This window comes from Streptomyces griseofuscus, from assembly GCF_014673495.1.
In the GTDB taxonomy this organism is placed as follows: Bacteria; Actinomycetota; Actinomycetes; order Streptomycetales; family Streptomycetaceae; genus Streptomyces; species Streptomyces murinus.
In genome coordinates, this window is sequence record NZ_CP051006.1 from 4,442,985 (window position 1) to 4,465,069 (window position 22,085).

17 protein-coding genes and 2 tRNA genes are annotated in these 22,085 nt (G+C 72.5%); 12 read left to right on the plus strand and 7 right to left on the minus strand.

Annotated elements, in window-relative coordinates; genetic code table 11:
* Nucleotides 1-127: 127 nt before the first annotated feature.
* Entirely contained in the window at nt 128-988 is an 861-nt protein-coding gene (locus tag HEP81_RS19750; RefSeq protein ID WP_037650590.1) for a bifunctional DNA primase/polymerase, read from the minus strand.
* Between the two features lie 498 nt (nt 989-1,486).
* On the opposite strand from HEP81_RS19750, the gene HEP81_RS19755 reads away from it, so the two are divergent.
* From HEP81_RS19755 to HEP81_RS19775, 5 genes are all read left to right on the plus strand, one after another.
* Nucleotides 1,487-2,407 (plus strand): bifunctional MaoC family dehydratase N-terminal/OB-fold nucleic acid binding domain-containing protein, encoded by a 921-nt coding sequence (locus tag HEP81_RS19755; RefSeq protein ID WP_037650593.1) that lies wholly within the window; start codon nt 1,487-1,489, stop codon nt 2,405-2,407.
* Nucleotides 2,408-2,475: 68 nt separating this feature from the next.
* The gene (locus HEP81_RS19760) at nt 2,476-2,802 is read left to right on the plus strand and encodes a hotdog family protein (protein ID WP_243279811.1); all 327 of its coding nucleotides are present in this window, start codon (nt 2,476-2,478) and stop codon (nt 2,800-2,802) included.
* Nucleotides 2,799-3,965 carry a lipid-transfer protein gene (locus HEP81_RS19765; RefSeq protein ID WP_037650596.1) on the plus strand — a complete coding sequence of 389 codons (1,167 nt, stop codon included), beginning with the start codon at nt 2,799-2,801 and terminating at the stop codon, nt 3,963-3,965. The genes HEP81_RS19760 and HEP81_RS19765 overlap by 4 nt, the downstream gene beginning before the upstream one ends.
* A 147-nt stretch (nt 3,966-4,112) precedes the next feature.
* Complete coding sequence (locus tag HEP81_RS19770; protein ID WP_037650598.1) at nt 4,113-4,649, plus strand: SigE family RNA polymerase sigma factor; 537 nt, start codon at nt 4,113-4,115, stop codon at nt 4,647-4,649.
* 228 nt (nt 4,650-4,877) lie between these two features.
* The gene (locus tag HEP81_RS19775; protein ID WP_037650600.1) at nt 4,878-6,533 is read left to right on the plus strand and encodes a long-chain fatty acid--CoA ligase; all 1,656 of its coding nucleotides are present in this window, start codon (nt 4,878-4,880) and stop codon (nt 6,531-6,533) included.
* 67 nt (nt 6,534-6,600) lie between these two features.
* Here HEP81_RS19775 and HEP81_RS19780 read toward each other — a convergent pair whose 3' ends face one another.
* Together HEP81_RS19780 and HEP81_RS19785 are read right to left on the minus strand one after the other, a co-directional pair.
* Nucleotides 6,601-11,007 (minus strand): PAS domain-containing protein, encoded by a 4,407-nt coding sequence (locus tag HEP81_RS19780; protein ID WP_078967100.1) that lies wholly within the window; start codon nt 11,005-11,007, stop codon nt 6,601-6,603.
* A 179-nt stretch (nt 11,008-11,186) separates the two neighbouring features.
* Nucleotides 11,187-11,657, minus strand: a complete 471-nt coding sequence (locus tag HEP81_RS19785) for an SSI family serine proteinase inhibitor (protein ID WP_078967101.1) — start codon at nt 11,655-11,657, stop codon at nt 11,187-11,189.
* A gap of 186 nt (nt 11,658-11,843) precedes the next feature.
* Between HEP81_RS19785 and HEP81_RS19790 the strand changes: the two genes are divergently transcribed.
* From HEP81_RS19790 to HEP81_RS19800, 3 genes are all read left to right on the plus strand, one after another.
* Nucleotides 11,844-11,934, plus strand: a tRNA-Ser gene (locus HEP81_RS19790).
* A gap of 180 nt (nt 11,935-12,114) precedes the next feature.
* A tRNA-Arg gene (locus HEP81_RS19795) sits at nt 12,115-12,187 on the plus strand.
* A 128-nt stretch (nt 12,188-12,315) separates the two neighbouring features.
* Nucleotides 12,316-12,732: a DUF6234 family protein gene (locus tag HEP81_RS19800; protein ID WP_037650606.1), complete on the plus strand. Its 417-nt coding sequence runs from the start codon at nt 12,316-12,318 to the stop codon at nt 12,730-12,732.
* Between the two features lie 11 nt (nt 12,733-12,743).
* Here HEP81_RS19800 and HEP81_RS19805 read toward each other — a convergent pair whose 3' ends face one another.
* Nucleotides 12,744-13,019 (minus strand): hypothetical protein, encoded by a 276-nt coding sequence (locus HEP81_RS19805; protein ID WP_037650609.1) that lies wholly within the window; start codon nt 13,017-13,019, stop codon nt 12,744-12,746.
* 50 nt (nt 13,020-13,069) lie between these two features.
* Nucleotides 13,070-15,658: an ATP-binding protein gene (locus HEP81_RS19810; RefSeq protein ID WP_078967102.1), complete on the minus strand. Its 2,589-nt coding sequence runs from the start codon at nt 15,656-15,658 to the stop codon at nt 13,070-13,072.
* Between the two features lie 31 nt (nt 15,659-15,689).
* Between HEP81_RS19810 and HEP81_RS19815 the strand changes: the two genes are divergently transcribed.
* Nucleotides 15,690-16,577, plus strand: a complete 888-nt coding sequence (locus tag HEP81_RS19815) for a hypothetical protein (protein ID WP_190276012.1) — start codon at nt 15,690-15,692, stop codon at nt 16,575-16,577.
* 67 nt (nt 16,578-16,644) lie between these two features.
* Here the strand turns inward: HEP81_RS19815 and HEP81_RS19820 are convergent, their stop codons facing one another.
* Complete coding sequence (locus tag HEP81_RS19820; RefSeq protein ID WP_037650612.1) at nt 16,645-17,073, minus strand: hypothetical protein; 429 nt, start codon at nt 17,071-17,073, stop codon at nt 16,645-16,647.
* A 182-nt stretch (nt 17,074-17,255) separates the two neighbouring features.
* A complete protein-coding gene (locus HEP81_RS19825; RefSeq protein WP_037650614.1) occupies nt 17,256-18,431 on the minus strand; it encodes an MFS transporter in 1,176 nt (391 codons plus the stop codon).
* A gap of 233 nt (nt 18,432-18,664) precedes the next feature.
* On the opposite strand from HEP81_RS19825, the gene HEP81_RS19830 reads away from it, so the two are divergent.
* From HEP81_RS19830 to HEP81_RS19840, 3 genes are all read left to right on the plus strand, one after another.
* Nucleotides 18,665-19,537 carry a DUF2797 domain-containing protein gene (locus tag HEP81_RS19830; protein ID WP_078967103.1) on the plus strand — a complete coding sequence of 291 codons (873 nt, stop codon included), beginning with the start codon at nt 18,665-18,667 and terminating at the stop codon, nt 19,535-19,537.
* 101 nt (nt 19,538-19,638) lie between these two features.
* On the plus strand, nt 19,639-20,376 hold the full coding sequence (locus tag HEP81_RS19835; RefSeq protein ID WP_037650620.1) for a response regulator transcription factor: 738 nt from the start codon (nt 19,639-19,641) through the stop codon (nt 20,374-20,376).
* The gene (locus HEP81_RS19840; RefSeq protein ID WP_078967104.1) at nt 20,376-22,085 is read left to right on the plus strand and encodes a sensor histidine kinase; all 1,710 of its coding nucleotides are present in this window, start codon (nt 20,376-20,378) and stop codon (nt 22,083-22,085) included. The genes HEP81_RS19835 and HEP81_RS19840 overlap by 1 nt, the downstream gene beginning before the upstream one ends.

The window sequence follows — 22,085 nt, forward strand, 5'->3', positions numbered from 1 at the left end:
TGCGCGGCGGCCTTCGTGCTGTCCGTAGGAGCGCTCACGGCGACCTCTGGAAGGCCGCTCTGCACGGACGACCCCCCCGGGCGGGTCCGCAGCCTCCGAAGCGACGTGCCCGACGTGCCCGACTGTCCTACGGCCGGCGCCCCGTCATCCTCGCCGCCGAGGCGATCGTCGCGCGAGCCTCCTGTTCGGTCAGGCCGGTGCGGCGGGCGGCTTCGGTGAGGGGGGCGGCCAGGGCGGGGCCGAGACCGTTCTCGTAGGCGCGGCAAGCGGCCCAGAAAAGGCGGGTGTTGCGCTGGCCCTCGTGCGCGGTGAGCACGAAGTGAACGAGGCCGTGGCCGTGGCCGGGATCCGCGAGGGCGCGGTGAGGGGTGCGCGGGGGCGGCAGGAGCAGGCGCAGCAGGGCCGGCGGGCACGCGGCCGGGGGCAGATGGGCGGTGCCCGGCAGGGTGCCGTAGGCGCCGTGGGCGGTGCGGGAGCCGGGGCCCACCAGGTAGCCGCCGGCGCCGCGGATGTCGATGCCGGGGGCGAGCCGGCTCGCCGAGTTCGGTACGACGACGTCCGGGGGGCCGGTCAGCCACAGATGCCGGCCGCCGCTCGGGGTGAGCACCACGACCGTGTCCGGAACGGTGAACAGATGGCGCAGGCCCAGTTCGCGCAGGGCGGCCGGGGCGTCCGTGCCGGACTTGGTGTCCAGGTCGACGCCGATCAGGTGGTACGGCGGCAGCCCGCAGGCGATGCCGTAGCCGGTGGCCCAGGGCGCGGCGGCGAACATCTCGCGGACACGCGCCGGGTCCGTCGAGGCGTCGTACACCCCGTGGCCGAACCGGCCGCACTCGCCGTGGCAGGCGGGTCCGGAGTCGTCGTGGTGGGGCGAGCGCAGGGCCGGGAGCTTGGTCCGGGACAGCGGGAGAACGGCCAGGCCGCGTTCGGCGGCGGACAGGGCATGGGCGAGGGCCAGCGTCGTGGCCTGCCGGTCGGTGGTGGCCATGACCCCCATGTTCGGACGTATGTTCGAAAAAAGAAAGAGGTTTATCGACCGGTGATCACGCTTGCGTGCGAAGTGATGATTTCGGAGGGATGCGGCGGAGATCGCCGGGCAGGTCTGGCTGTGCGGCAGCACCCACGGCGGTCGAGACGGCGACCGGTTTCGAGAGGATCACCATGGCAGGCATGCGCACCGCCCGAGGACACCGGCATCGGCTTCGGCCCGCCGCGGTGAGCCCCGGCTGACGGCCCGAGGGGGCGCGCTCCGGGGATGCGGGACAGCGGCGCGGCGGTGCTTCGGCATCGCCGCGCCGCCGCGTTTCCATCCGCCGTCCGCGGCGTTCCCGGTCGCTGTTCCGGCGCACGCCCGGTCGCTGTCCGAGGCCTGCCCGGCCCGTGGCCGCCGTGCGCCCGCCGGGTCGTTCTCCTTGACAGCCCGCTCGCATCTGACGGACAGTCAGGAACGCGGCGGGAGGCCGAACACCACAGCGGGAGGCCGGACATGGGGACACGGGCGGACGACACGCAGGCGCGGCTCGCGGCGTACGAGGGGCTCCCCGCCGCCGCCACCGGGACCGGCCGTGACCCCGTCAACCTGCCGATGATCCGGCACTGGTGCGAGGCCATGGGCGACACCAGCCCCGCCTACCGCGGCCCCGGCGCCATCGCCCCGCCCACCATGCTCCAGGTCTGGACGATGGCCGGCCTCTCCGGGCACGGCCACCGCTCCGGCCCCTACGACGAACTGCTGCGCCTCCTGGACGACCTGGGCTGCACCTCGGTCGTCGCCACCGACTGCGAGCAGGAGTACCTGCGCCCGCTGCGGCCGGGCGACACGATCACCTTCGACACGGTGATCGAATCGGTGTCGGGCCGCAAGACCACCAAGCTGGGCACCGGCCACTTCGTCACCACCCGCACCGACATCCGCGCGGACGGCGCCCTCGCGGGCACCCACCGCTTCCGTATCCTCAAGTACGCCCCCGCCCGCACACCGGCACCTGCACCGGCGCCGTCACCATCACCGAGACGCCCCCGCCCGGTCGTCAACCGCGACAACGCCGGCTTCTGGCGGGGCGTCGCCGAGCACCGGCTGCTCATCCAGCGCTGCACCGGCTGCGGCACCCTGCGCCACCCCTGGCTGCCCGGCTGCAACGCCTGCGGCGGCCCCGGCTGGGACACGGTCGAGGCGAGCGGCGAGGGCACCGTCCACTCGTACGTCGTGATGCACCACCCGCCCTTCCCCGCCTTCGACCCGCCCTACGCGGTCGCCCTGGTCCAACTCGCGGAAGGAGTACGGATGGTGAGCAATGTGGTCGGGGTCCCGTACGACAAGGTGCGCATCGGGATGCCGGTACGCCTTGAATTCGAAGCGTACGACGACGAGTTGACGCTGCCGGTGTTCCGGGGGGTGGCGGCGTGAGGCCGGTCGGCAGTGAACTCCCGCCGCTCAGGATCCCGTTGACCCGCACGCTGATCGTGGCGGGCGCGATGGCCTCCCGGGACTACCAGGACGTGCATCACGACCCCGAACTGGCCCGGGCCAAGGGCTCCCCGGACGTCTTCATGAACATCCTGACCACGAACGGCCTGGTGGGCCGGTACATCACCGACCACTTCGGCCCCACCGCGATCCTCCGCAAGGTCGCCATCCGGCTCGGGGCCCCCAACTATCCCGGTGACACGATGGTGTTGACCGGCCGGATCGAGCGGATCGACGGCGACACCGCCACCGTGCGCGTCGTCGGCGCCAACGGCCTCGGCACCCATGTGACCGGCACGGTGACCGTCATCGTCCCCGCGGCGGCCCGCCCATGAGCCTGCGTGCGAAGGACACTCTCGGCGGACGCGCGGCCGTCGTCGGGATCGGCGCCACCGAGTTCTCCAAGGACTCCGGGCGCAGCGAACTGCGGCTCGCGGTGGAGGCGGTGCGCGCCGCCCTCGACGACGCCGGGCTCACCCCCGCCGACGTGGACGGCCTGGTCACCTTCACCATGGACACCAGCCCGGAGATCACGGTCGCCCAGGCCTGCGGGATGGGCGAGCTGTCCTTCTTCTCCCGGGTCCACTACGGCGGCGGCGCGGCCTGCGCGACCGTGCAGCAGGCGGCGCTGGCCGTGGCGGCCGGGGTCGCCGAGGTGGTGGTCTGCTACCGCGCCTTCAACGAGCGCTCGGGGCGCAGATTCGGCGCCGGTGTCCAGCACCGCGAGCCCTCGGCGGAGGGCGCGGCGCTCGGCTGGGTGCTGCCGTTCGGGCTGCTCACCCCGGCCTCCTGGGTGGCGATGGCGGCCCAGCGCTATCTGCACACCTACGGGCTGACCCCCGAGGCGTTCGGCCATGTCGCCGTGACCGGCCGCGCCCACGCCGCGACCAACCCGGCCGCCTACTTCCACGGCCGCCCGATCACCCTCGCCGAACACGCCGCCTCCCGCTGGATCGTGGAGCCGCTGCGGCTGCTGGACTGCTGCCAGGAGACCGACGGCGGCCAGGCGCTCGTCGTCACCTCCCTGGAACGGGCCCGGGACCTTCCCCGCCCGCCCGCCGTGATCGCGGCCGCCGCCCAGGGCGCGGGCCGTGCCCAGGAGCAGATGACCGGCTTCTACCGGGACGAGCTGACCGGGCTGCCGGAGATGGGCGCGGTGGCCCGCCAGCTGTGGCGCACCTCGGGCCTCGCCCCGGCCGACATCGACGTCGCGATCCTGTACGACCACTTCACCCCGTTCGTGCTGATGCAGCTGGAGGAGTTCGGCTTCTGCGCCCGGGGCGAGGCGGCGGACTTCACGGCCGGGCGGCGGCTGCCCCTCAACACCCACGGGGGCCAGCTCGGGGAGGCGTATCTGCACGGCATGAACGGCATCGCGGAGGCGGTCCGCCAGCTGCGCGGCACCGCCGTGAACCAGGTCCCCGGGGCCGCCAGGACCCTGGTGACCGCGGGTACCGGGGTGCCGACATCGGGCCTGGTCCTGGCGGCGGACGGCTGAACTCCCCGGGGTGCGACCCGGGGTCGGGCGTACCCCCGCTCCACCTTCAGGAGGTGGCGTGGTCCCCACCCCTACAACCTGAGGGGGACCCCGCTTCGGCACCTGCGGCCGATCCCGGGACGCGTGGGCCGCTCATAGCGTGGAGCCATGACCACACCCGTCTGCACCAGCGCCTCGGCAGCGGCCTCCACGTACCCGTCGTTCACGTCGTACGTACGGGCCCGCCGACCCGTCCTGCTGCGCGCCGCGCGCTCGCTGACCGCGAACCCCTGCGACGCCGAGGACCTGTTGCAGACCGCGCTGGCCAAGACCTACGCCGCCTGGGAGCGGATCGAGAACCAGCGGGCGCTCGACGGGTATGTGCGCCGCGCGCTGCTGAACACGCGGACCTCGCAGTGGCGCAAGCGCCGGGTGGACGAGTTCGCCTGCGACGAGCTGCCCGAGCCGGACCCGCTGCCCGACGACGACCCGGCCGAGCGGCAGGCGCTGCACGACGCGATGTGGCGGGCCGTCATGAAGCTGCCCACGCGGCAGCGGGCGATGGTCGTCCTGCGGTACTACGAGGATCTCAGCGAGGCCCAGACCGCCGAGGTGCTGGGGGTCTCGGTGGGCACGGTGAAGTCGGCGGTGTCCCGCGCACTCGGCAAGCTGCGCGAGGACCCGGAGCTGGGGCTGGCGCGATAGCCCGACCGGGCCGGGGACACCGGCCTACGGGTACGGCCCGAGGACCCCGGCGCACGGGGCCCGAGGACACCAGGTCACCGGCGCGAAAGAGCGCCGGATCTCGATTCCGACCCGTTTCCGTCCCGTTCCGCACGCGGTGACATTCCACCTAGTGACATACCGAGCGGTATGTGCGCAGAATCGGCGCACCCCCTACTACCGCGTAGGCACTGTCGCCGGGAGGACTCCGTGCTGAGCACCATGCAGGACGTACCGCTGCTGATCTCCAGGATCCTGACCCATGGGTCGACGGTCCACGGCGCCTCGCAGGTGATCACCTGGACCGGCGAGCCCGAGCCGCAGCGGCGCTCCTACGCCGAGATCGGTGCCCGCTCGGCCCAGCTGGCGCACGCCCTGCGCGACACCCTCGGCGTCACCGGCGACCAGCGGGTGGCCACCTTGATGTGGAACAACGCCGAACACGTCGAGGCGTACTTCGCGGTCCCCTCCATGGGCGCGGTGCTGCACACCCTCAATCTGCGGCTGCCCGGCGAGCAGCTGGCGTGGATCATCAACCACGCCGCCGACCACGTGGTCATCGTCAACGGCTCCCTGATCCCGATGATCGCCCCGCTGCTGCCCCGGCTGAAGACCGTCGAGCACATCGTGGTCACCGGCCCCGGCGACCGCGCCCCGCTGGCCGGCGCCACCGCGCGAGTGCACGAGTACGAGGACCTGATCGCGGGCCGGCCGACCCACTACGACTGGCCCGAGCTGGACGAACGCCAGGCCGCCGCCATGTGCTACACCTCCGGCACCACCGGCGACCCCAAGGGCGTGGTCTACAGCCACCGCTCGGTCTATCTGCACTCCATGCAGGTGCAGATGACCCAGTCGATGGGCCTGACCGACAAGGACACCACGCTCGTCGTCGTCCCCCAGTTCCACGTCAACGCCTGGGGCCTGCCGCACGCCACCTTCCTGACCGGCGTCAACATGCTGATGCCGGACCGCTTCCTCCAGCCCGCGCCGCTCGCCGAGATGATCGAGCGGGAGCGGCCGACCCACGCCGCCGCCGTGCCCACCATCTGGCAGGGCCTGCTCGGCGAGCTGCTCGCCCGCCCCCGTGATGTCTCCACCCTCACCCATGTCACCATCGGCGGCGCGGCCTGCCCGCCCGGTCTGATGCGGGCCTTCGACGAACTGGGCATGCCGGTCGTGCACGCCTGGGGCATGACGGAGACCTCCCCGGTCGGCACCGTGTCCCGCCCGCCGGCCAGTTCCCTCGGCACGGACGAGGAGTTCGGCTACCGCCTCACCCAGGGCCGCTTCTCGGCCGGGGTCGAGGCCCGCCTGACCGGGCCCGACGGCGAACGACTGCCCTGGGACGGCGAGTCGGCCGGTGAGCTGGAGGTGCGCGGCCCCTGGATCGCGGGCGCCTACTACAACGGCCCCGACGCCGAACCCCTGCGCCCCGCCGACAAGTTCAGCGCCGACGGCTGGCTGAAGACCGGCGATGTCGGGGTCATCTCCCCCGACGGTTTCCTCACCCTCACCGACCGCGCCAAGGACGTCATCAAGTCCGGCGGTGAGTGGATCTCCTCCGTGGAGCTGGAGAACGCGCTGATGTCCCACCCGGACGTAGTCGAGGCCGCGGTGGTCGCCGTCCCCGACGACAAGTGGGGCGAGCGCCCGCTGGCCACGGTCGTGCTGCGGGAGGGCGCGGACGCCGACTTCGAGACCCTGCGCGCCTTCCTCGCCGAGGAGGCCCGTATCGCCCGCTGGCAGCTGCCCGAGCGCTGGACGATCGTGACGGCGGTGCCGAAGACGAGCGTGGGCAAGTTCGACAAGAAGCTGCTGCGCAGGCGCTACGCGGACGGGGACCTGGACGTCACCCGCCTGTGAGCCACACGTCATGTGGGGAGGGGCCGGGCAGCAGCCCGGCCCCTCCCCACATGACGTTCCCCGTCGGCTAGTTGGTGCCGATCCGGGACAGCAGGTCCACGATCCGCGACTGCACCTCGGTGCTGGTGGACCGCTCCGCGAGGAACAGCACCGTCTCGCCCGAGGCCAGCCGGGGCAGCTCGGCGGACTCGACGGCGGCCGTGTAGACGACCAGCGGGGTGCGGTTGAGCTGTCCGTTCGCGCGCAGCCAGTCCACGATCCCGGCCCGCCGCCGGTGCACCTGCATCAGGTCCATCACCACGAGGTTCGGCCGGAACCGGCCCGCCAGCGCCACCGCGTCGCTGTCGCTCGCGGCCCGCGCCACCTGCATCCCGCGCCGCTCCAGCGTCGCGGTCAGGGCCAGCGCGATCTCCTCGTGCTCCTCGATCAGCAGCACCCGCGGCGGATGCTGCTCGCTGTCACGCGGGGCGAGCGCCTTCAGCAGGACGGCGGGGTCGGCGCCGTACGCCGCCTCCCGCGTGGCCTGCCCGATCCCGGCCGTGACCAGGACCGGCACCTCGGCGGCGACGGCGGCCTGGCGCAGCGACTGGAGGGCGGTACGGGTGATCGGGCCGGTCAGCGGGTCCACGAACAGCGCGGCGGGGAAGGCCGCGATCTGCGCGTCGACCTCCTCGCGGGAGTGCACGATCACCGGCCGGTAGCCGCGCTCGCTCAAGGCCTGCTGCGTGGTCACGTCCGGCGCGGGCCACACCAGCAGCCGGCGCGGGTTGTCCAGCGGTTCCGGGGGCAGCTCGTCGTCCATCGGCTGCGGCCGGGGGGTGTCCGCCACCTCGACGGCCCCTCCGGGACCGTCCAGCGGCTCCGGCCCCTCGGCGGCGTTCGCGTCCGGCGCGCCGATGGCGTACGACCGTCCGCCGCCCTCGGTCCCGGGCGCGATCCGCGCCGCCCCGGGCAGCGAGGAACCCGGAGCGGGCACCGCCTCGCCGGACGCCTCCTGGCGCGCGGCCGGATCGGGCGGCGTACCGAGCTTGCGGCGCCGTCCGGAACCACCCGGCGTGTGCGGCGGCGGGGTGGCCTGCGTGACCTGCCGCGCGAACGGCACACCCTGACCGAGCGTGCGCACGCTGATGGCCCGGCCCTGGGTGGAGTCGGGGTCGTACCCGGGCACGCCCCCGGGGGCCTCGGCGGGCAGCGGCAACGGCTGGGCGGCGCGCGGCGGCTGAGCGGCCGGAAGGGGAGTGCCGGCCGCGGGGGTCGACGGCGGCACGGGCGCCCCGGCGACCGGGCTCGCGGCCCTCGGGGGTACGGCGGTACCGGCGGCCGGGGTGGCCTGAGCCGACCGGGACGCCGGTGACGCCTGCGGTGCCTGAGGTGCTTGCGGTGCCTGCGGCGACGGCGGTACGGGGGTGCCGGGGGCCGGGGTGGCCGGTGCGGGCTTCCGCGCGGCGGCGGCCTCGGCGGGCAGCGGGAGGGGCCCCGCGGCGGGGGCACCGGCGGCCGGGACGGCCTGGGGCGCCGTCGGGGCGACGGGAGCGGCGGGCACCGCGGGCGTCACGGCGCCGGCCGGAGCAGCTGGCGCGGTCTGAGCGCCCGGTGCGGTCGGTGCGCCCGGGGTGATCGGAGCCGACGCGGGCACGGCGACCGAGGGTCCGGCCTGGAGGGCGATGCCCTGGCCGATCGTGCCCTGGGCCTGCGTCGGAAGGGCCGTTCCGGGGATGGCCTGTCCCGGGGCCACCGCACGGGGGGCCTGCGCGGGAAGGGCGATGCCCTGCCCGTTCGTGGCCTGAGCCTGAGCTCGCGCTTGCGCCGGAGCGGGTTGTGCCGGAGCCCCCGGCGTCGTACCGGACTCGGCGGCCCGGGCTGCCGGAGCGGCCTGCACCGTCGGCACCGCCTGCGGGGCCTGCGGGGCCTGTGAGGTCTGCGCGGGAGGCGCCACCGCGCGGCGGCGCCGGCCGGTCGGCGCGGTCGTGGGATGCGGCTGCGGCGGAGTGTGGTCCTCGGCCTGGCTCAGCGGTACGGCGTCGTGCCGCCCCTCCTCGCCGGGCACGGGCGCGGCGGCCGGTGGCGCCTGAACCGGCCCGGTCCCGGCCTGCGGTACCCGGGCCGCCTCCTCCTGCGGAGCGCGGTCCGCGGCGGCGGGCGGCAGCGCGAAGACCGTACGCGCCCCCGTCTCCTGCGCGGCGGCCCGCTCGGCCGCGGCGGCCAGCGCACGGCGCCGCCGCCCGGTGGGCTGCCCCTCGTCGTCGGCGCCCTCGGCACCCGGCGCACCCTCGGCATCCGGCGCGCTCTCGCCCCCGGCCGGCGGCAGGGCGGCGGGCAGCGCGGCCTGCGGAGCCTGCTCGGCGCCGGTACGGGAGTGCTGTCCGGCGGGCACGGGCACGCCACCCGGCGGCACGGCGGCCCCGAGACCCGTACCGGAGGCGGCGGCCCCCGCGGCATGCTCGGCCGCGGTCACCACGGCTCCTTCGCTCACCCCGTCGGCACCGGCGTCGGCGCGCGCCGGATCGAGCTCGGCGGGCCGTCCGCGGCGCCGCCCGGTACCACCGGACGCGCCCTGCGTGGCCTCGGCCGGAACCTCGGTCGTCTCGTCGGCGACCCCGGCCGCGCGCCTGCGGCGGCGTCCGGTGGGCGCCTCACCGCTCGGCGTGCCCGAACCGGTCAGGTCGGCGTCGAGGAAGGCGTCCGTGGAGCCCCGCCGCGCGCGCCGTCGGCCGCCGTCGAAGGTCTCCTGCGCCGTCTCGGCGAGCTCCGGCTGCACGGACGGCGCCACGACGGCCCCCGCGCCGCCCCCGAGCGGCACCTCCAGGACGTACGCGTTGCCGCTCATGCCCGGCACCTCGTGCGTCTGGAGCACACCGCCGTGGGCACGCACGATCCCGCGCACGATCGGCTCGTGCACCGGGTCCCCGCCGGCGTACGGCCCGCGCACCTCGATCCGGGCGACCGAACCGCGCTGCGCGGCCGCGACGACCACGGTGTTGTCGAGGTAACCGCCCGTGGAGACGGGCGCGTTGCCGGTGGCGTCGACGCCCGCGACGTCCGCCACCAGGTGCGCGAGCGCGGTGGCGAGCCGTTGCGGGTCGACCTCGGCCTCGATGGGCGGCGCGTGCACGGCGAACTGCACCCGGCCGGGGCCGATCAGCTCCACCGCGCCGTCGACACCGGCGGCGACGACGGCGTCCAGCATCACCTTCGTACGGGTGATGTCCTCGGTGCCCGTGTCGATCCGCTGATAGGCGAGGACGTTGTCGATGAGGGTGGTGATCCGCGAGTACCCGGCGGAGAGATGGTGCAGCACCTGGTTGGCCTCGGGCCACAGCTGCCCGGCGTCGTCGGCGGCCAGGGCGGCCAGTTCGCGCCGCAGTTCGTCCAGGGGGCCGCGCAGCGACCGGGCGACCAGGGTGAGCAGCTGTTCGTGCCGCCCGGCCAGCGCCTCGTACCGGTCCTTCTCCCGCTCGCCGAGCGCGGCGTACCGCTCCTCGCCCGCCGCCAGCTCCTCCGCGTGCTGCTCGCGCAGCTCGGCCAGCTCGATGTCGTACTTCTCGCGCAGCTCCGCCACCTCGGTGGCGTGCTCCTGGCGCAGCGCGGTGAGGTCGGCGGCGTGTTCCTCGGAGAGCTTCTCCAGCTGCTCGGCGTGTGCCTGCTCCAGCGTCGTCTTCTCGTCCACCAGGGAGTCGAAGGGCCGCCGGTCGGTGAAGGTCATCACGGCGCCGACGAGCTGGTCCCCGTCGCGCACCGGCGCGGTGGTCAGATCGACCGGCACCTGGTGATCGCCCTTGGACCACAGGACCTGCCCGCGCACCCGGTGCTTGCGCCCGGAGCGCAGGGTGTCGGCGAGCGGCGACTCGGCGTACGGGAAGGGGGAGCCGTCGGCCCGCGAGTGCAGGACGAGGTTGTGCAGCTCCTTGCCGCCCAGCTCGCCCGCCCGGTAACCGAGGATCTGCGCGGCCGCCGGGTTGACGAGCACGATCCGCCCGTCGGTGTCGGTGCCGACGACGCCCTCGGACGCGGCCCGCAGGATCATCTCGGTCTGCCGCTGCGAGCGGGCCAGCTCCGCCTCGGTGTCGACCGTCCCGGACAGATCCCGGACGACGATCATCAGCAGCTCGTCGCCCGTGTAGCCGTAACCGTCGTACGCCTGCTGGCCGTTCTCCAGGTTCGCGCTGGTGACCTCGACCGGGAACTCGTGCCCGTCGGTGCGCCGGGCGACCATCCGGGCCGGCTTGGTCCTGCCCTGCGGGTCCCGCTGGCCCGGGCGCCGCATGGAGCCCGGGATGAGCCGCGAGTCGAACTCGGGCAGCAGATCCAGCAGCCCGCGCCCGACGAGCGCGGTGCCGGGCGCCTCGAAGGCTTCCAGCGCGATGGTGTTGGCGTTGACGACGGTTCCGTTGGCGTTGACCAGGACCAACGCGTCCGGTAGAGCGTCGAGTATGGCTGCGAGGCGAGCAGCGCCTCGGGATGGCCTGCTGCTCACGAGACGCTTCCTCCCTGTTACCGCACCTTGCCGACCGCTCGGGCCATCTTGCCAACCGGCCCGCGACGTGTCACGCGAGGGAGTCTATGCGCACGTGTTGTCCGGAGGGTGCCGGATGAGAGGGAGGTCCCACGAGGAAGTGACGCCGATGTGGTGACGACCGGACCTTTGGACCGGCCCTACCCGAGCTTCGGCAGCAGCGGCACCATCCGGTTCCACCGGTCGATCTCGCATCCGTTGTTCCGGTCGTACGACGCGTCGACGGGCCGTCCCGCCCAGGTACCGGTGACCCGCGCGGTGGCCGGCCCGCCGGAGATCATGGAGCAGATGGTCCCGGGCGGAACCGGCGCGAAGAGGTCCCGCCCCCACTGCGTCTGCTCGTCAAGCTTCTGACAGGCACCCCGCACATCCGGGTGATGCCCGCCGGCGGGATGACAGAACAGCTCGTACGTCCCGTCCCGCCCGGCCCCGGCATGCCGTACGACGACGGTGAGGTGATCCCCGCCGCGCCCCTGACCGAGGGCGGCGGCGGGCGCGGCGATCAGCGGTACGACGGCGGCGGCGGTGACGGCGGCGGTGGCGAGGACGGCGAGGCCGCCACGACGGACGCGCCCTTCGAGACCCGGCAGACCCGACAGAAGAGAACCCATGTCCTTCTCAACGCCCGACCTCGCCGGACGTTGCGCCACGTTCCCCCGGAAAACGCCACCCCGTCGAAGAAGCCCTTTGCTCTGCGGCCGGACTGCCTAGTACCGTAGGGGTCGATTGGTGACGGGCCCTGCGGCTGTGTCATCATCTGCACGCACCACTCGCGCGCTCGCGTGAGCGGTTGTGCTGGAGGCGTCGCCTAGTCCGGTCTATGGCGCCGCACTGCTAATGCGGTTTGGGTCTTAAAGCCCATCGAGGGTTCAAATCCCTCCGCCTCCGCCCCAACCGAAGCCCCGGTCCACTGGACCGGGGCTTCGTCGTTCCCCCTCCGGGACGTTTCCGCAGGTCAGAAGGGGTGTGCGGATCGGATTTCACATGACGGCGGCAGTCATGTAATGTTCTTCCTGTCGCCGGAACGGGCCGAAAGGAACGGAAACGGAGACAAGAACAAAAGAACAAGCACTCGTAGCTTAACGGATAGAGCATCTGACTACGGATCAGAAGGTTGCAGGTTCGAATCCTGCCGAGTGCACATCGGTCCAGAGGCCCCGGAGAGATCCGGGGCCTCTGGCGTTTGCCTTGGACCATGGGCATCGTCCGGGTGGAGCTGAGTACTCCTACTCATGCGGCCGCCCCGCTCGCACGAGCAAGGTGACGGGTATGGACTTACCCGTCGCCCCGCCGGCCTTCGACGCGACCACCGGCCCGAGGCAGCGCGGCCGTGCCGACCTGGGCGCCGACATCGGAGCCGGGTGCGGCCTGGTGTTCCTGGAACTGGTCGCCTTGGCCGTGATCTTCGGGCTGTGGTTCCTGTCCGGGTTCAATCTCGACCCGGGCAGAACCGTCACGACCGACTCGCTGTGGGGCTACCTGGCCGCCGCCGGAGGGGTCGGAGTCCTCGCCGTCGCGGCGGCCGCGATCGCCGCGCGGGCCGGGGCCGTCGTCACGGTGGTCACCCAGGCCGGCATGGCCGCTCTGATCTGCGTCCTCGTCTTCGGCGGGGCCGCGGCGCAGTCGCATCAGGACCGGCTGTGCCGTGACCACCCCTCAGCCACGGGCTGCAAGGGGAGCGACTAGGCGGCCCGGAATCAGGCTCCGGACGGGTGGACGTCGTTCAGGCTGCCGACGATCGTCACGGAGGATGGATGCGCGGGCGTGGGCACCTGGATGAGGATGGGCACGTAGACCACGTCGCCGTGCCGGTACTCGGCCTTCCACGAACTCCGGTAACAGATGGGTGTGTCCGGGTCGCGGTGCGTCGCGTAGCACCGAAGTGCCGACCCGGCGGATCCGGCCTGCGGCCCCTGCGCCGGCGAGAACGCCGTACAACAGGAGGCGGCGGCCACGAGACTGATGCCCAGCAAGGTTGCTTTACGAACTTTCATCAACCCCTTCCGAGTTACGGAGACACGCCTCAGAGTTTCGGGTCGTGAAGTCTGCGGGCGGCCTCCTGCCGGGAATGGACGCCGAGCTTGGCCATCACCGCGCCCACATGGTGCCCGGCGGTCTTGGGCGTGATGTAGAGGCGGGCGGCGATCTCGGCGTCCGTGAGACTCTCGTCCAGCAGCTTGAGCACGTCCATCTCGCGGATGGTCAGCCCGTACGGATTGGCAAGGGTGGCTCTCCGCGGGCCGCGCCTGACGGGGCGGACACCCTGAGCACGCATCACGGCGCGGGTGCGCGCCACGACCGGCCGGGCGCCGAGCTCCTCGAAGGCGGCCAGAGCCTGGTGCAGTGCCGGCGCGTCGCCGGACAGACGGACCAGCGCGGCCTCGTACGGGCAGCCGAGGCTGTCCCACTGGGCCGCCGCGCCGCGCCAGTCGCCGGCCAGTTCCAGCGCGTAGGGCCCGGCCGCGGGCACCTGCGGGGGTGTTCCGCCGGTGCGACGGACCCAGCAGGCCAGGGGTCCGGAAAGCCAGGGATGGGTTCGTTCCGCCAAGGCGTCCAGACCGCTTCGGGCCTCCGCCTGGCCCCGTTCGGGATCGCCGCCGAGCCAGGCCGCCTCGACACGGGCCTCCCACCCGAGGCCCGTGTCCAGCAGGCAGCCCGAGTCGACCAGCCCCGCCGCCCGCTCCAGCAGGGGCCATGCCTGGCCGTTGCCCTGGCGGGCCCGCACCAGGCCCAGCACGGTCGAGGCCAACGCCCGGACGACGGGGGGTGAGCCAGGGTGGGAGAGCACTCTCTGCGCGGCGTCGGCGGCCTGGGCCCACAGGCCCCGGTTCAGCAGTCCCCAGCTGCCCCAGGCTCTCGTGCACAGCAGGTGGGGCAGCAGATCGTGATCGCGGCAATGGGCTTCCGCCCGGTCCACAGCCGCGGTCATCCGGCTGGTGTCGCGCCGGAGTGCGGTGAAAAAGCACATGATGAACGCCAGGAAGCCCGCGTCCTCCGGAGGCACCTGCCCCATCGCGCCGGACACGGCCTGCTCGCATTCCTCCCAGCCCGACCCGCTGCCCAGCATGTCCGCCACCGCCGCGTGGAAGCGGGCCTGAACGACCACTCCGTTGTCGCCGAATCGCTCACCCAGAGCGATCGCCTTCTCCGCGCAGGCCGCGGTCACCACAGGTTCCTCATGCCCGCGGCAGGCCAGCTGACAGAGATTCAGGTACGCCCGGGCCAGTTCCCGGCTCGGCTCCAGCCCTTCGAGCACCCGTACCGCCTCCAGGCCGGTCCGTCCGGCCTCCACGGTCCTCCCGAACGGCCACAGCCAGCACGACAGCCAGCGCAGGTCGTCGCCCTCGCGCAGCCGGTCGCCCAGGGCACGGCGCAGCTCCACCGCGGTACGGCGGGAGGCGATCCCTTCGTCCAGCCGACTGGACGCCAGACACGCCAGCGAATGGCCCTCCAGCAGAGAAGCCTTCCGGCTGAGCGGCAGGAGGTCGGCGTACCGCAGGGCGCGGGCGTACTGGACGGCTGCCTCCCGGTGCGCGCCCGACGCGAGCGCGTGGGCGGCCGCGGCGGGTGCGTACTCCAATACGGCGGCCGGGTCTCCGGCACCGTCCGCGTGCTCGGCCAGCAGCGGCAGATCGTCCGCGGTGACCGGGCGGGACCGCTTCGCCGCCAGCACCTGCCGGTGCATCCGCAGACGGTGGGCGGCGGGGACGCAATCCAGCACCGCCAGCCGGGTCAACTCATGGCGGAACTCGGACAGCTGCCCGTCGGTCCGCACGATTCCGCTGGCCACCGCCTCGTCGAGCGCCTCCTCAGAGGCGGGCAGCAGGTCGGACAGGACGGGCAGCGGGACCCGGCGCCCCAGGACCGCCAGCGTGTCGACGACCCTGCGCGCCGCGGCCGACAGACCGGCCAGGCGGCCGGCGACTGCCTCGCGCACGGTGGCGGGAATGGCCTCCGTGGGGGCGGTCAGGACCTCGGTGACGATGAACGGATTGCCGCCGGAGACCTCGTACAGCTCATCGGCGTCGACGGTGTGTCCGCGGGCCAGCCGGGCCACGGCCGGGCGGCTCAGCGGGGTCAGGTCATGGCGGTCCACCCACGGGTAGCCGGCCAGGGTGCCCAGGAGAGCGGTCACCTTGTGGGTGCGGCCGATCTCGTCGTCACGGTAGGTGGTCACCACCAGCGTCGGAACGCTCGGCAGCCGCCTGGCCACGTATCGCAGCAGGTCCATCGTGGCCTCGTCGGCCCAGTGGACGTCCTCCATGACCAGAAGGCTGGGGTAGGAGCTCAGATCGGCGAGCAGGCAGTCGAACACCTCATCGGGACGGCAGGTGCCGGCCAGCGCCCCGGTCAGGGCCCCGCGCACCGCTTGGCCCAGCCGCGGGGCCAGGTCCATCAGAGGACCCAGCGATCGGGGTGCGGCCAATGGATCACAGGCTCCGGCCAGTATCCGGATCCCGGGATCGGCGAGTTGGGCGAGGCGGTTGACGACACTGGTCTTGCCGATACCCGCCTCGCCGCGCACCAGGGCCAGTCGGCCAGGACCGACCACGGCCGCCCGTAGGTGACCGGTGAGGTCCTGGAGTACGGCCTCTCGCTCCAGCAGGTCCATCACCAGCCATTTTCCCTCCGCCACCGGGACCGTGCAAAAGATCCAGACCGATCAAGGCAGCCCGGACGGTGGGTTGACGCGGGGAGTGACGGACCGGGTCGTGGGGTGTGCCGAGGTGGAACTTGGGGTGCCCACCCGATGCGCATCCGACCGTGGCGGAGGCAGGCTGGGAAAGCATTCCACGCCTGGGCTTCCTGGGTTTCCGGTCTGCGCGGCCAGCCGATTTCGGGGCGGGCTCGGGCGGATCGCCGCGACGCAATCGATGAGCCAGGCCGAACGGATCGCCCCCTGCGGATCGAACGGGGCTTCGACTCGGCCGAGCCGCACTCAACGAAAAGGGATCACCATGCTCAAGAAGATCGCAAAGCGTACGGCAGTGCTGACCGCCTCGGCGGCCCTGGCCGCAGGGGGTGCTCTCGTCCCCTCCTCCGCCTTCGCGGCTCCGACGCCGACCGTCGCCCATGTGACGACACCGAACGACAACGGAGGCGGGAACAACAACAACAATAACAATAACAACGGCCGAGGCGGGAACAACAACAACAATAACAACAACAACGGCCGAGGCGGGCGTCACCACAACAACAACAACAATAACAACAACAACGGGAGGGGAGCGAACAACAACAATAACAACAACAACAACGGGAGGGGAGCGAACAACAACAACAATAACAACAACAACGGGAGGGGAGCGAACAACAACAACAATAACAACAACAACGGGAGGGGAGCGAACAACAACAACAATAACAACAACAATGGCGGGGGTGGAAACAACAACAACAATAACAACAATGGTGGAGGCGGAAACAACAACAATAACAACAACAATAACGGCGGGGGTGGAAACAACAACAACAATAACAACAACAACGGTGGGGGTGGGAACAACAACAATAACAACAACAACGGCTGAACTTCGCAGCCCGGGGACCGGTGAAGGCTCACTCGGTCCCCGGGCTGTTCTGTGCCGAGGCGGTGCCTCAGTTCTGGTGGCAGTTGATGTTCTGGTTACCGGTGAAGGTGTTGCCCGAGCCGACCTGCCCCTTCGGATAGCACACCTGGAAGTTGATGAGCGACTTGCCCAGAAGTGAGAGGATTCCCGCGCCGTCAGCCTGAGCCTGGCTGTCGCCGTTGTTGTTATTGTTGTTGTTATTCGTGCCGCCTCCATTGTTATTGTTGTTGTTGTTCGGACCGCCCGTGTTGTTGTTATTGTTGTTGTTGGTCTGAGTTCCGGTGGAGCTGTCACCCGGTCCGGCCGTCCCCATCGAGAAGGGCATACGCAGCAGCGGAATGTCGCCCAGGAGCGACAGCAAGCCCCCGCCGCTTTGAGCCTGGGCGCCGCCGGCGCTGAAGAGAATTGCCGCCGTGACGGCGACGCTGATCGCGGTAAATCGCTTGGCGAGCTTCAATCGACTGACCTTCCGTCGTCTCTGGTGCCGAATCCCGTGCTTTAGTGGCAAGGATGGCGAACGCAAGGCGTCGAACGATTACTAGGCGCGCTGCGGGGCCCTTCTTTTCCCCCGTACAGCCCCAGATTCCTGGGCGGTGGGCCGCGAGGGGTGAGGACCCGCACCGGCCCGGCCCGGCAGGCTCAGGCGATGACGCGGGCCGCCTTGGGGGCCCGGGCCAGGAAGAGGAGATAGGCGCCACCCGCGAGTAGGCAGAGGGCCGAGGCCGTCGCCAGCAGGGCAGGGGTGTGCCGGGGGTGGAGGGAGAGGCCCACCGCGAAGCTCAGGAGCAGGGTGGCGTTCAGGATCCAGTTGAACGCGGCCCAGGCGTGGGGCTGGCCCGCGGCCGGGACGCCCGACCAGATGACGCGGGTGAGGAGGAGGTTGAAGACGCCGTTCCCGATGCCCCCCAGGGCGAAGGTGACGGCGGCGGACCAGAAGGGGAGGCCGAGGCTCGGGAGACCGATCGCGAGGGCCACCAGCAGGTCGGACAGGGGGAGGAGAGCGCGAATGCCGGTGAGACGGCGTGGCGTCACCGCCGCCGCGACCATGGAGGCCACGGCCCAGCAGGCCATCACCACACCGAGCCCGTGCGCGTCGTAACCCGGTGTCCGGGCCAGCATGAAGGGGCCCGACACGCCCTCCAGGCTGGTGGTGATCAGCATGACGGTCACGCAGAGGAGGCCGAGGGCGCCGAACGCGCCGGGGGCCAGCAGGCGGCCGAACCCCGCGGTGGCGCCACGGCTGCCCGCCGTACCGTCCTGCGGGATCCGCGGCGACCAGGCCACGGCCAGCACCAGCAGGAAGGTGAGGGCGTTCAGGGCGAAGGCCGACGCCGCGCCGGACACGGCCACCACCACACCGGCCAGCACCATGCCCGCGGCGCCGGCCCCCGCCTTCGAGACGCTCCACCACTTGGCCAGTTCGGCCTGCCGACCGTCGCTGAGGGCGTGCAGGAGCGAGCGGGAGAACGGCATCGTCAGGGCCTCGCAGGACGCGGCGACGAGAATGCAGGCGAGGACGGCGATCCGGTGGTCCGCCACCGCGCCCGCGACGGCGAACGCCGCCACCTGACCGATCAGCCCGGCCCGCCACGCCGTCCGCGAGCGGATCCAGCCCCGGGAGCTGACGAGCGGCGTCAGCGCCAGGACCGGGATCGTCTGGGCGGCCAGTACGGAGGCGAGGAAGGTCGTCGAACCCGCGCGCACCGCGATCAGCGCGTACGCCACCTGCACCAGCTTGTCCCCGAACTCGGAGGCGGCCAGGGCGAGAAGAGTCCCGACGAGCCCGGCCGGCCGGGCGGCGGAACGGCCTGACAACGCTGGTACCCCCCACGCTCGCGGAACCGACACCGGAGAGATGTCAGGGGAGGCTATCCCGCACTCCGACGGCACCGCTGCGCATTTTCCGGCGCCCGGGTCCGAGGCGATCGTCCGGCTGGGGAGCGCGACATCCGCGCGGACGGGGCGCCGGCTCCCTCGATCTCCTCGCCGACCGACCCGTCCCCGCCGCCCCCAGGCATTGTCAGACCCACCCCCTACCCTCACGAGTGATGGCACAGATGTGGAGATGCTCCGGGCTTCGCTGGTCCGGCGACGGGCTCGTGCTCGCTTGGGAGGGCGGGCGGGGCAGCGCGCTGGCGTGGGGGAAGCGGGTCGGGTTCGCCGTGCCGGAAGGAAGCGGGCGTGTCTGTGTGGGGGCGCGGGGGCACACGTGTCCGGTGCGGGCGGCCGTATCGGGGCGCGGCACCGGCGCCCGGTGCGAGGAGTGCGCGCGGCTCGACCGGGCGCACTCCGTGGCCGCCGACACGATCGCCGACGACCCCCGGCCGTACCGGGTGTATCTCGCCTGGTTCGGACCCGGCCTGGTCAAGGTCGGCATCACGGCCGTCGAGCGGGGGCCGGCGCGATTGCTGGAGCAGGGCGCCATCTGTTTCAGCTGGCTCGGGACCGGGCCCCTGATGGCGGCGCGCCGTACCGAGGAGATGCTGCGGACCGCGCTGGGCGTGCCGGACCGGATCGCGTACGCCGAGAAGCGCGCGGTGCGGGCGAGGCTGCCGGGGACGGCGGAGGAGCGGGCGGCCGAGGTGCGCGCGCTGCACCGGAGGGCCGTCGCGCTCGACCGGTGGCCGGAGTCGCTGCGGGCCGAGCCCTGCGAGGTCGTCGACCACGTGCGGGCCTTCGGGCTCGAAGGCGTACCCGCCGCCTTCGGCGAGGTGACCGAGCTCGTCCCCGGTGGTGCCATCGGCGGGGAACTGGTCGCGGCCGCCGGGCCCGATCTTCATCTGGCGGTGCGCGGCCGCGGGGTCGTCGTGCTCGACACCCGGCTGATACGGGGGTGGGGACTTGTGCCCTCGCTGCGGGACGACGATGAACTCGCCCTGCCCGTACGCGAGTTCCACCAGGAGCAGGATGGGCTGTTCTGAGGGGCCGCCCAGGCGTTGTCTGAGTGGTGGCTGTGTGTTTCTCAGGAAAAACCAAGACTGGTGAAACACTCCTCTCAGAGGGCCCCGCCAGTGTGGCCGCCATGACCACGACCTCGCCCCAGGGGCGCACCGAACTGCTGAGGCCGGACGGGAGCCCCGTCCGCGTGCTGGTGGTCGACGACGAGACGTCGATCACCGAACTGCTGAGCATGGCCCTTCGCTACGAGGGCTGGCAGATCAGAAGCGCGACGGACGGTCAGGGAGCCCTCCAGACGGCCCGCGAGTTCCGCCCCGACGCCGTCGTCCTCGACATGATGCTGCCGGACATGGACGGACTGGCCGTCCTCGGCCGGCTGCGCCGTGAACTGCCGGACGTGCCCGTGCTGTTCCTCACCGCCAAGGACGCGGTGGAGGACCGGATCGCCGGGCTCACCGCGGGCGGCGACGACTATGTGACCAAGCCGTTCAGCCTGGAGGAGGTCGTCGCCCGGCTGCGCGGACTGATCCGCAGGTCCGGGGCGACCGACCGGCGTTCCGAGTCCGTGCTCGTCGTCGGGGACCTCACTCTGGACGAGGACAGCCACGAGGTGACCCGGGGCGGTGACTCCATCCACCTGACCGCCACCGAGTTCGAGCTGCTGCGCTTCCTCATGCGCAACCCGCGGCGCGTGCTCAGCAAGGCGCAGATCCTGGACCGCGTCTGGTCGTACGACTTCGGCGGCCAGGCCAATGTGGTCGAGCTGTACATCTCGTATCTGCGCCGGAAGCTGGACGCCGGACGCGAGCCGATGATCCACACCCGGCGCGGCGCCGGTTACCTGATCAAGCCCGCCGTGTGATGGGCGCACCGCCCGGGCCCCGACCCGCACCCCGGTCGAGCCCGGTACGACGGTCCACACGAGTACGGCGGCCCACCGAGCGGCCGTCCCGTCCCTCCCGGAGCCCCCGCCCCCGCTCCCCCCGCACCCTGCGCACCCGCCTCGTCGTCGCCTCCGTCGTCCTGATCGCCGTCGTCTGCGCGGTGATCGGCACCGTGACGACCCTGGCCCTGCGCTCGCATCTGTACGCCCAGCTGGACGGCCGGCTGGACGAGGTCGGCAAGCGGGCCTCCGGTGCCTTCGCCCCGCCGGGGCAGGACAAGGGGCCCGGCGGACCCGGCGGCGGGCGGGCGCCCACGGGCACCGAGCTGGGCCAGTTCGTCGCCCTGGGCCCGCAGCCGCAGTACACGGTCGTGGCCGTGGTGAGCGACGGCACCGCGACCGAGGGCAAGGTCGGCCGTAAGTCGAGGTCGGCGCCGTACATGAGCGCCCACGATCTCGACGCGGCCCAACTAGCGGCCCTCGGCGAGGTGCCCGCGGACCTCCGCGCGCACACCCTCGACCTGCCCGGCCTCGGCAGCTACCGCGCCGAGTACACCACCGGTCCCAACGGCTCCTTCTATGTGGCCATTCCGACCGACGACACCGACGGCATCATCAACACCCTGATCCTCGTCGAGGTCTGTGTCACCGCGGCCGGGCTGCTCGCGGCCTGTCTCGCCGGGACCGTCATCGTCGGCGTGGCCACGCGCCCGCTGCGCAGGGTCGCCGCCACCGCCACCCGTGTCTCCGAACTGCCGCTGCACACCGGCGAGGTGAACCTCAGCGAGCGCGTCCCGGACGCCGAGTGCGATCCGCACACCGAGGTCGGACAGGTCGGTGCCGCGCTGAACCGGATGCTCGACCATGTGCACGGCGCCCTTCAGGCCCGGCAGCGGAGCGAGACACGGGTACGGCAGTTCGTCGCCGACGCCAGCCATGAACTGCGCACCCCCCTCTCCTCCATCCGCGGCTACGCCGAACTGACCCGGCGCGGCCATGAGCGGGTCGGACCCGACACCCGGCACGCCCTCGGGCGGATCGAGTCCGAGGCCGGGCGGATGACCCTGCTGGTGGAGGACCTGCTGCTGCTCGCCCGCCTGGACGCCGGCCGGCCCCTGGAGTTCGGGCGGACCGATCTGGTGCCGCTCGTCGTGGACACCGTCAGCGACGCCCGCGCGGCCGGCCGGGACCACGAGTGGCGGCTCGCGCTGCCGGACGAACCCGAGCCGGTCCGCGCCGACCCCGCCCGGCTCCAGCAGGTCCTGGTCAACCTGCTGGCCAACGCCCAGCGCCACACCCCGCCCGGTACGACCGTCACCGCGCGGGTGCGCCGGCAGGGGCCCTGGGTCTGCGTGGACGTCGAGGACGACGGGCCGGGGATCCCGGCCGAGCTGCTGCCGCATGTCTTCGAGCGCTTCGCGCGCGGGGACTCGGCGCGGACCCGGGCCACCGGCTCCACCGGGCTCGGGCTCGCCATCGTGCAGGCCGTCGCGGCGGCGCACGACGGCGCGGTGAGCGTGCGGAGCGCCCCCGGGCGGACCGTGTTCACCCTGCGCCTGCCCGCGCTCGGCACCCGGTCCGGCCCCGGCACCGACGGCTGCGATGGCGTCAACTCCCCTGTTGTGCAAGCCACTTCGGACTCACAGCCGTACCACAGCGCCACCACATCGATGCGACAGGGCATCTGA

What these genes read in the sequence shown, in the direction of transcription:
- HEP81_RS19750 (WP_037650590.1), bottom strand. Translation starts at nt 988, where the DNA reads ATGGCCACCACCGACCGGCAGGCCACGACGCTGGCCCTCGCCCATGCC.
- HEP81_RS19755 (WP_037650593.1), top strand. Translation starts at nt 1,487, where the DNA reads ATGGGGACACGGGCGGACGACACGCAGGCGCGGCTCGCGGCGTACGAG.
- HEP81_RS19760 (WP_243279811.1), top strand. Translation starts at nt 2,476, where the DNA reads ATGGCCTCCCGGGACTACCAGGACGTGCATCACGACCCCGAACTGGCC.
- HEP81_RS19765 (WP_037650596.1), top strand. Translation starts at nt 2,799, where the DNA reads ATGAGCCTGCGTGCGAAGGACACTCTCGGCGGACGCGCGGCCGTCGTC.
- HEP81_RS19770 (WP_037650598.1), top strand. Translation starts at nt 4,113, where the DNA reads ATGACCACACCCGTCTGCACCAGCGCCTCGGCAGCGGCCTCCACGTAC.
- HEP81_RS19785 (WP_078967101.1), bottom strand. Translation starts at nt 11,657, where the DNA reads ATGGGTTCTCTTCTGTCGGGTCTGCCGGGTCTCGAAGGGCGCGTCCGT.
- HEP81_RS19800 (WP_037650606.1), top strand. Translation starts at nt 12,316, where the DNA reads ATGGACTTACCCGTCGCCCCGCCGGCCTTCGACGCGACCACCGGCCCG.
- HEP81_RS19810 (WP_078967102.1), bottom strand. Translation starts at nt 15,658, where the DNA reads ATGGACCTGCTGGAGCGAGAGGCCGTACTCCAGGACCTCACCGGTCAC.
- HEP81_RS19830 (WP_078967103.1), top strand. Translation starts at nt 18,665, where the DNA reads ATGGCACAGATGTGGAGATGCTCCGGGCTTCGCTGGTCCGGCGACGGG.
- HEP81_RS19835 (WP_037650620.1), top strand. Translation starts at nt 19,639, where the DNA reads ATGACCACGACCTCGCCCCAGGGGCGCACCGAACTGCTGAGGCCGGAC.
- HEP81_RS19840 (WP_078967104.1), top strand. Translation starts at nt 20,376, where the DNA reads ATGGGCGCACCGCCCGGGCCCCGACCCGCACCCCGGTCGAGCCCGGTA.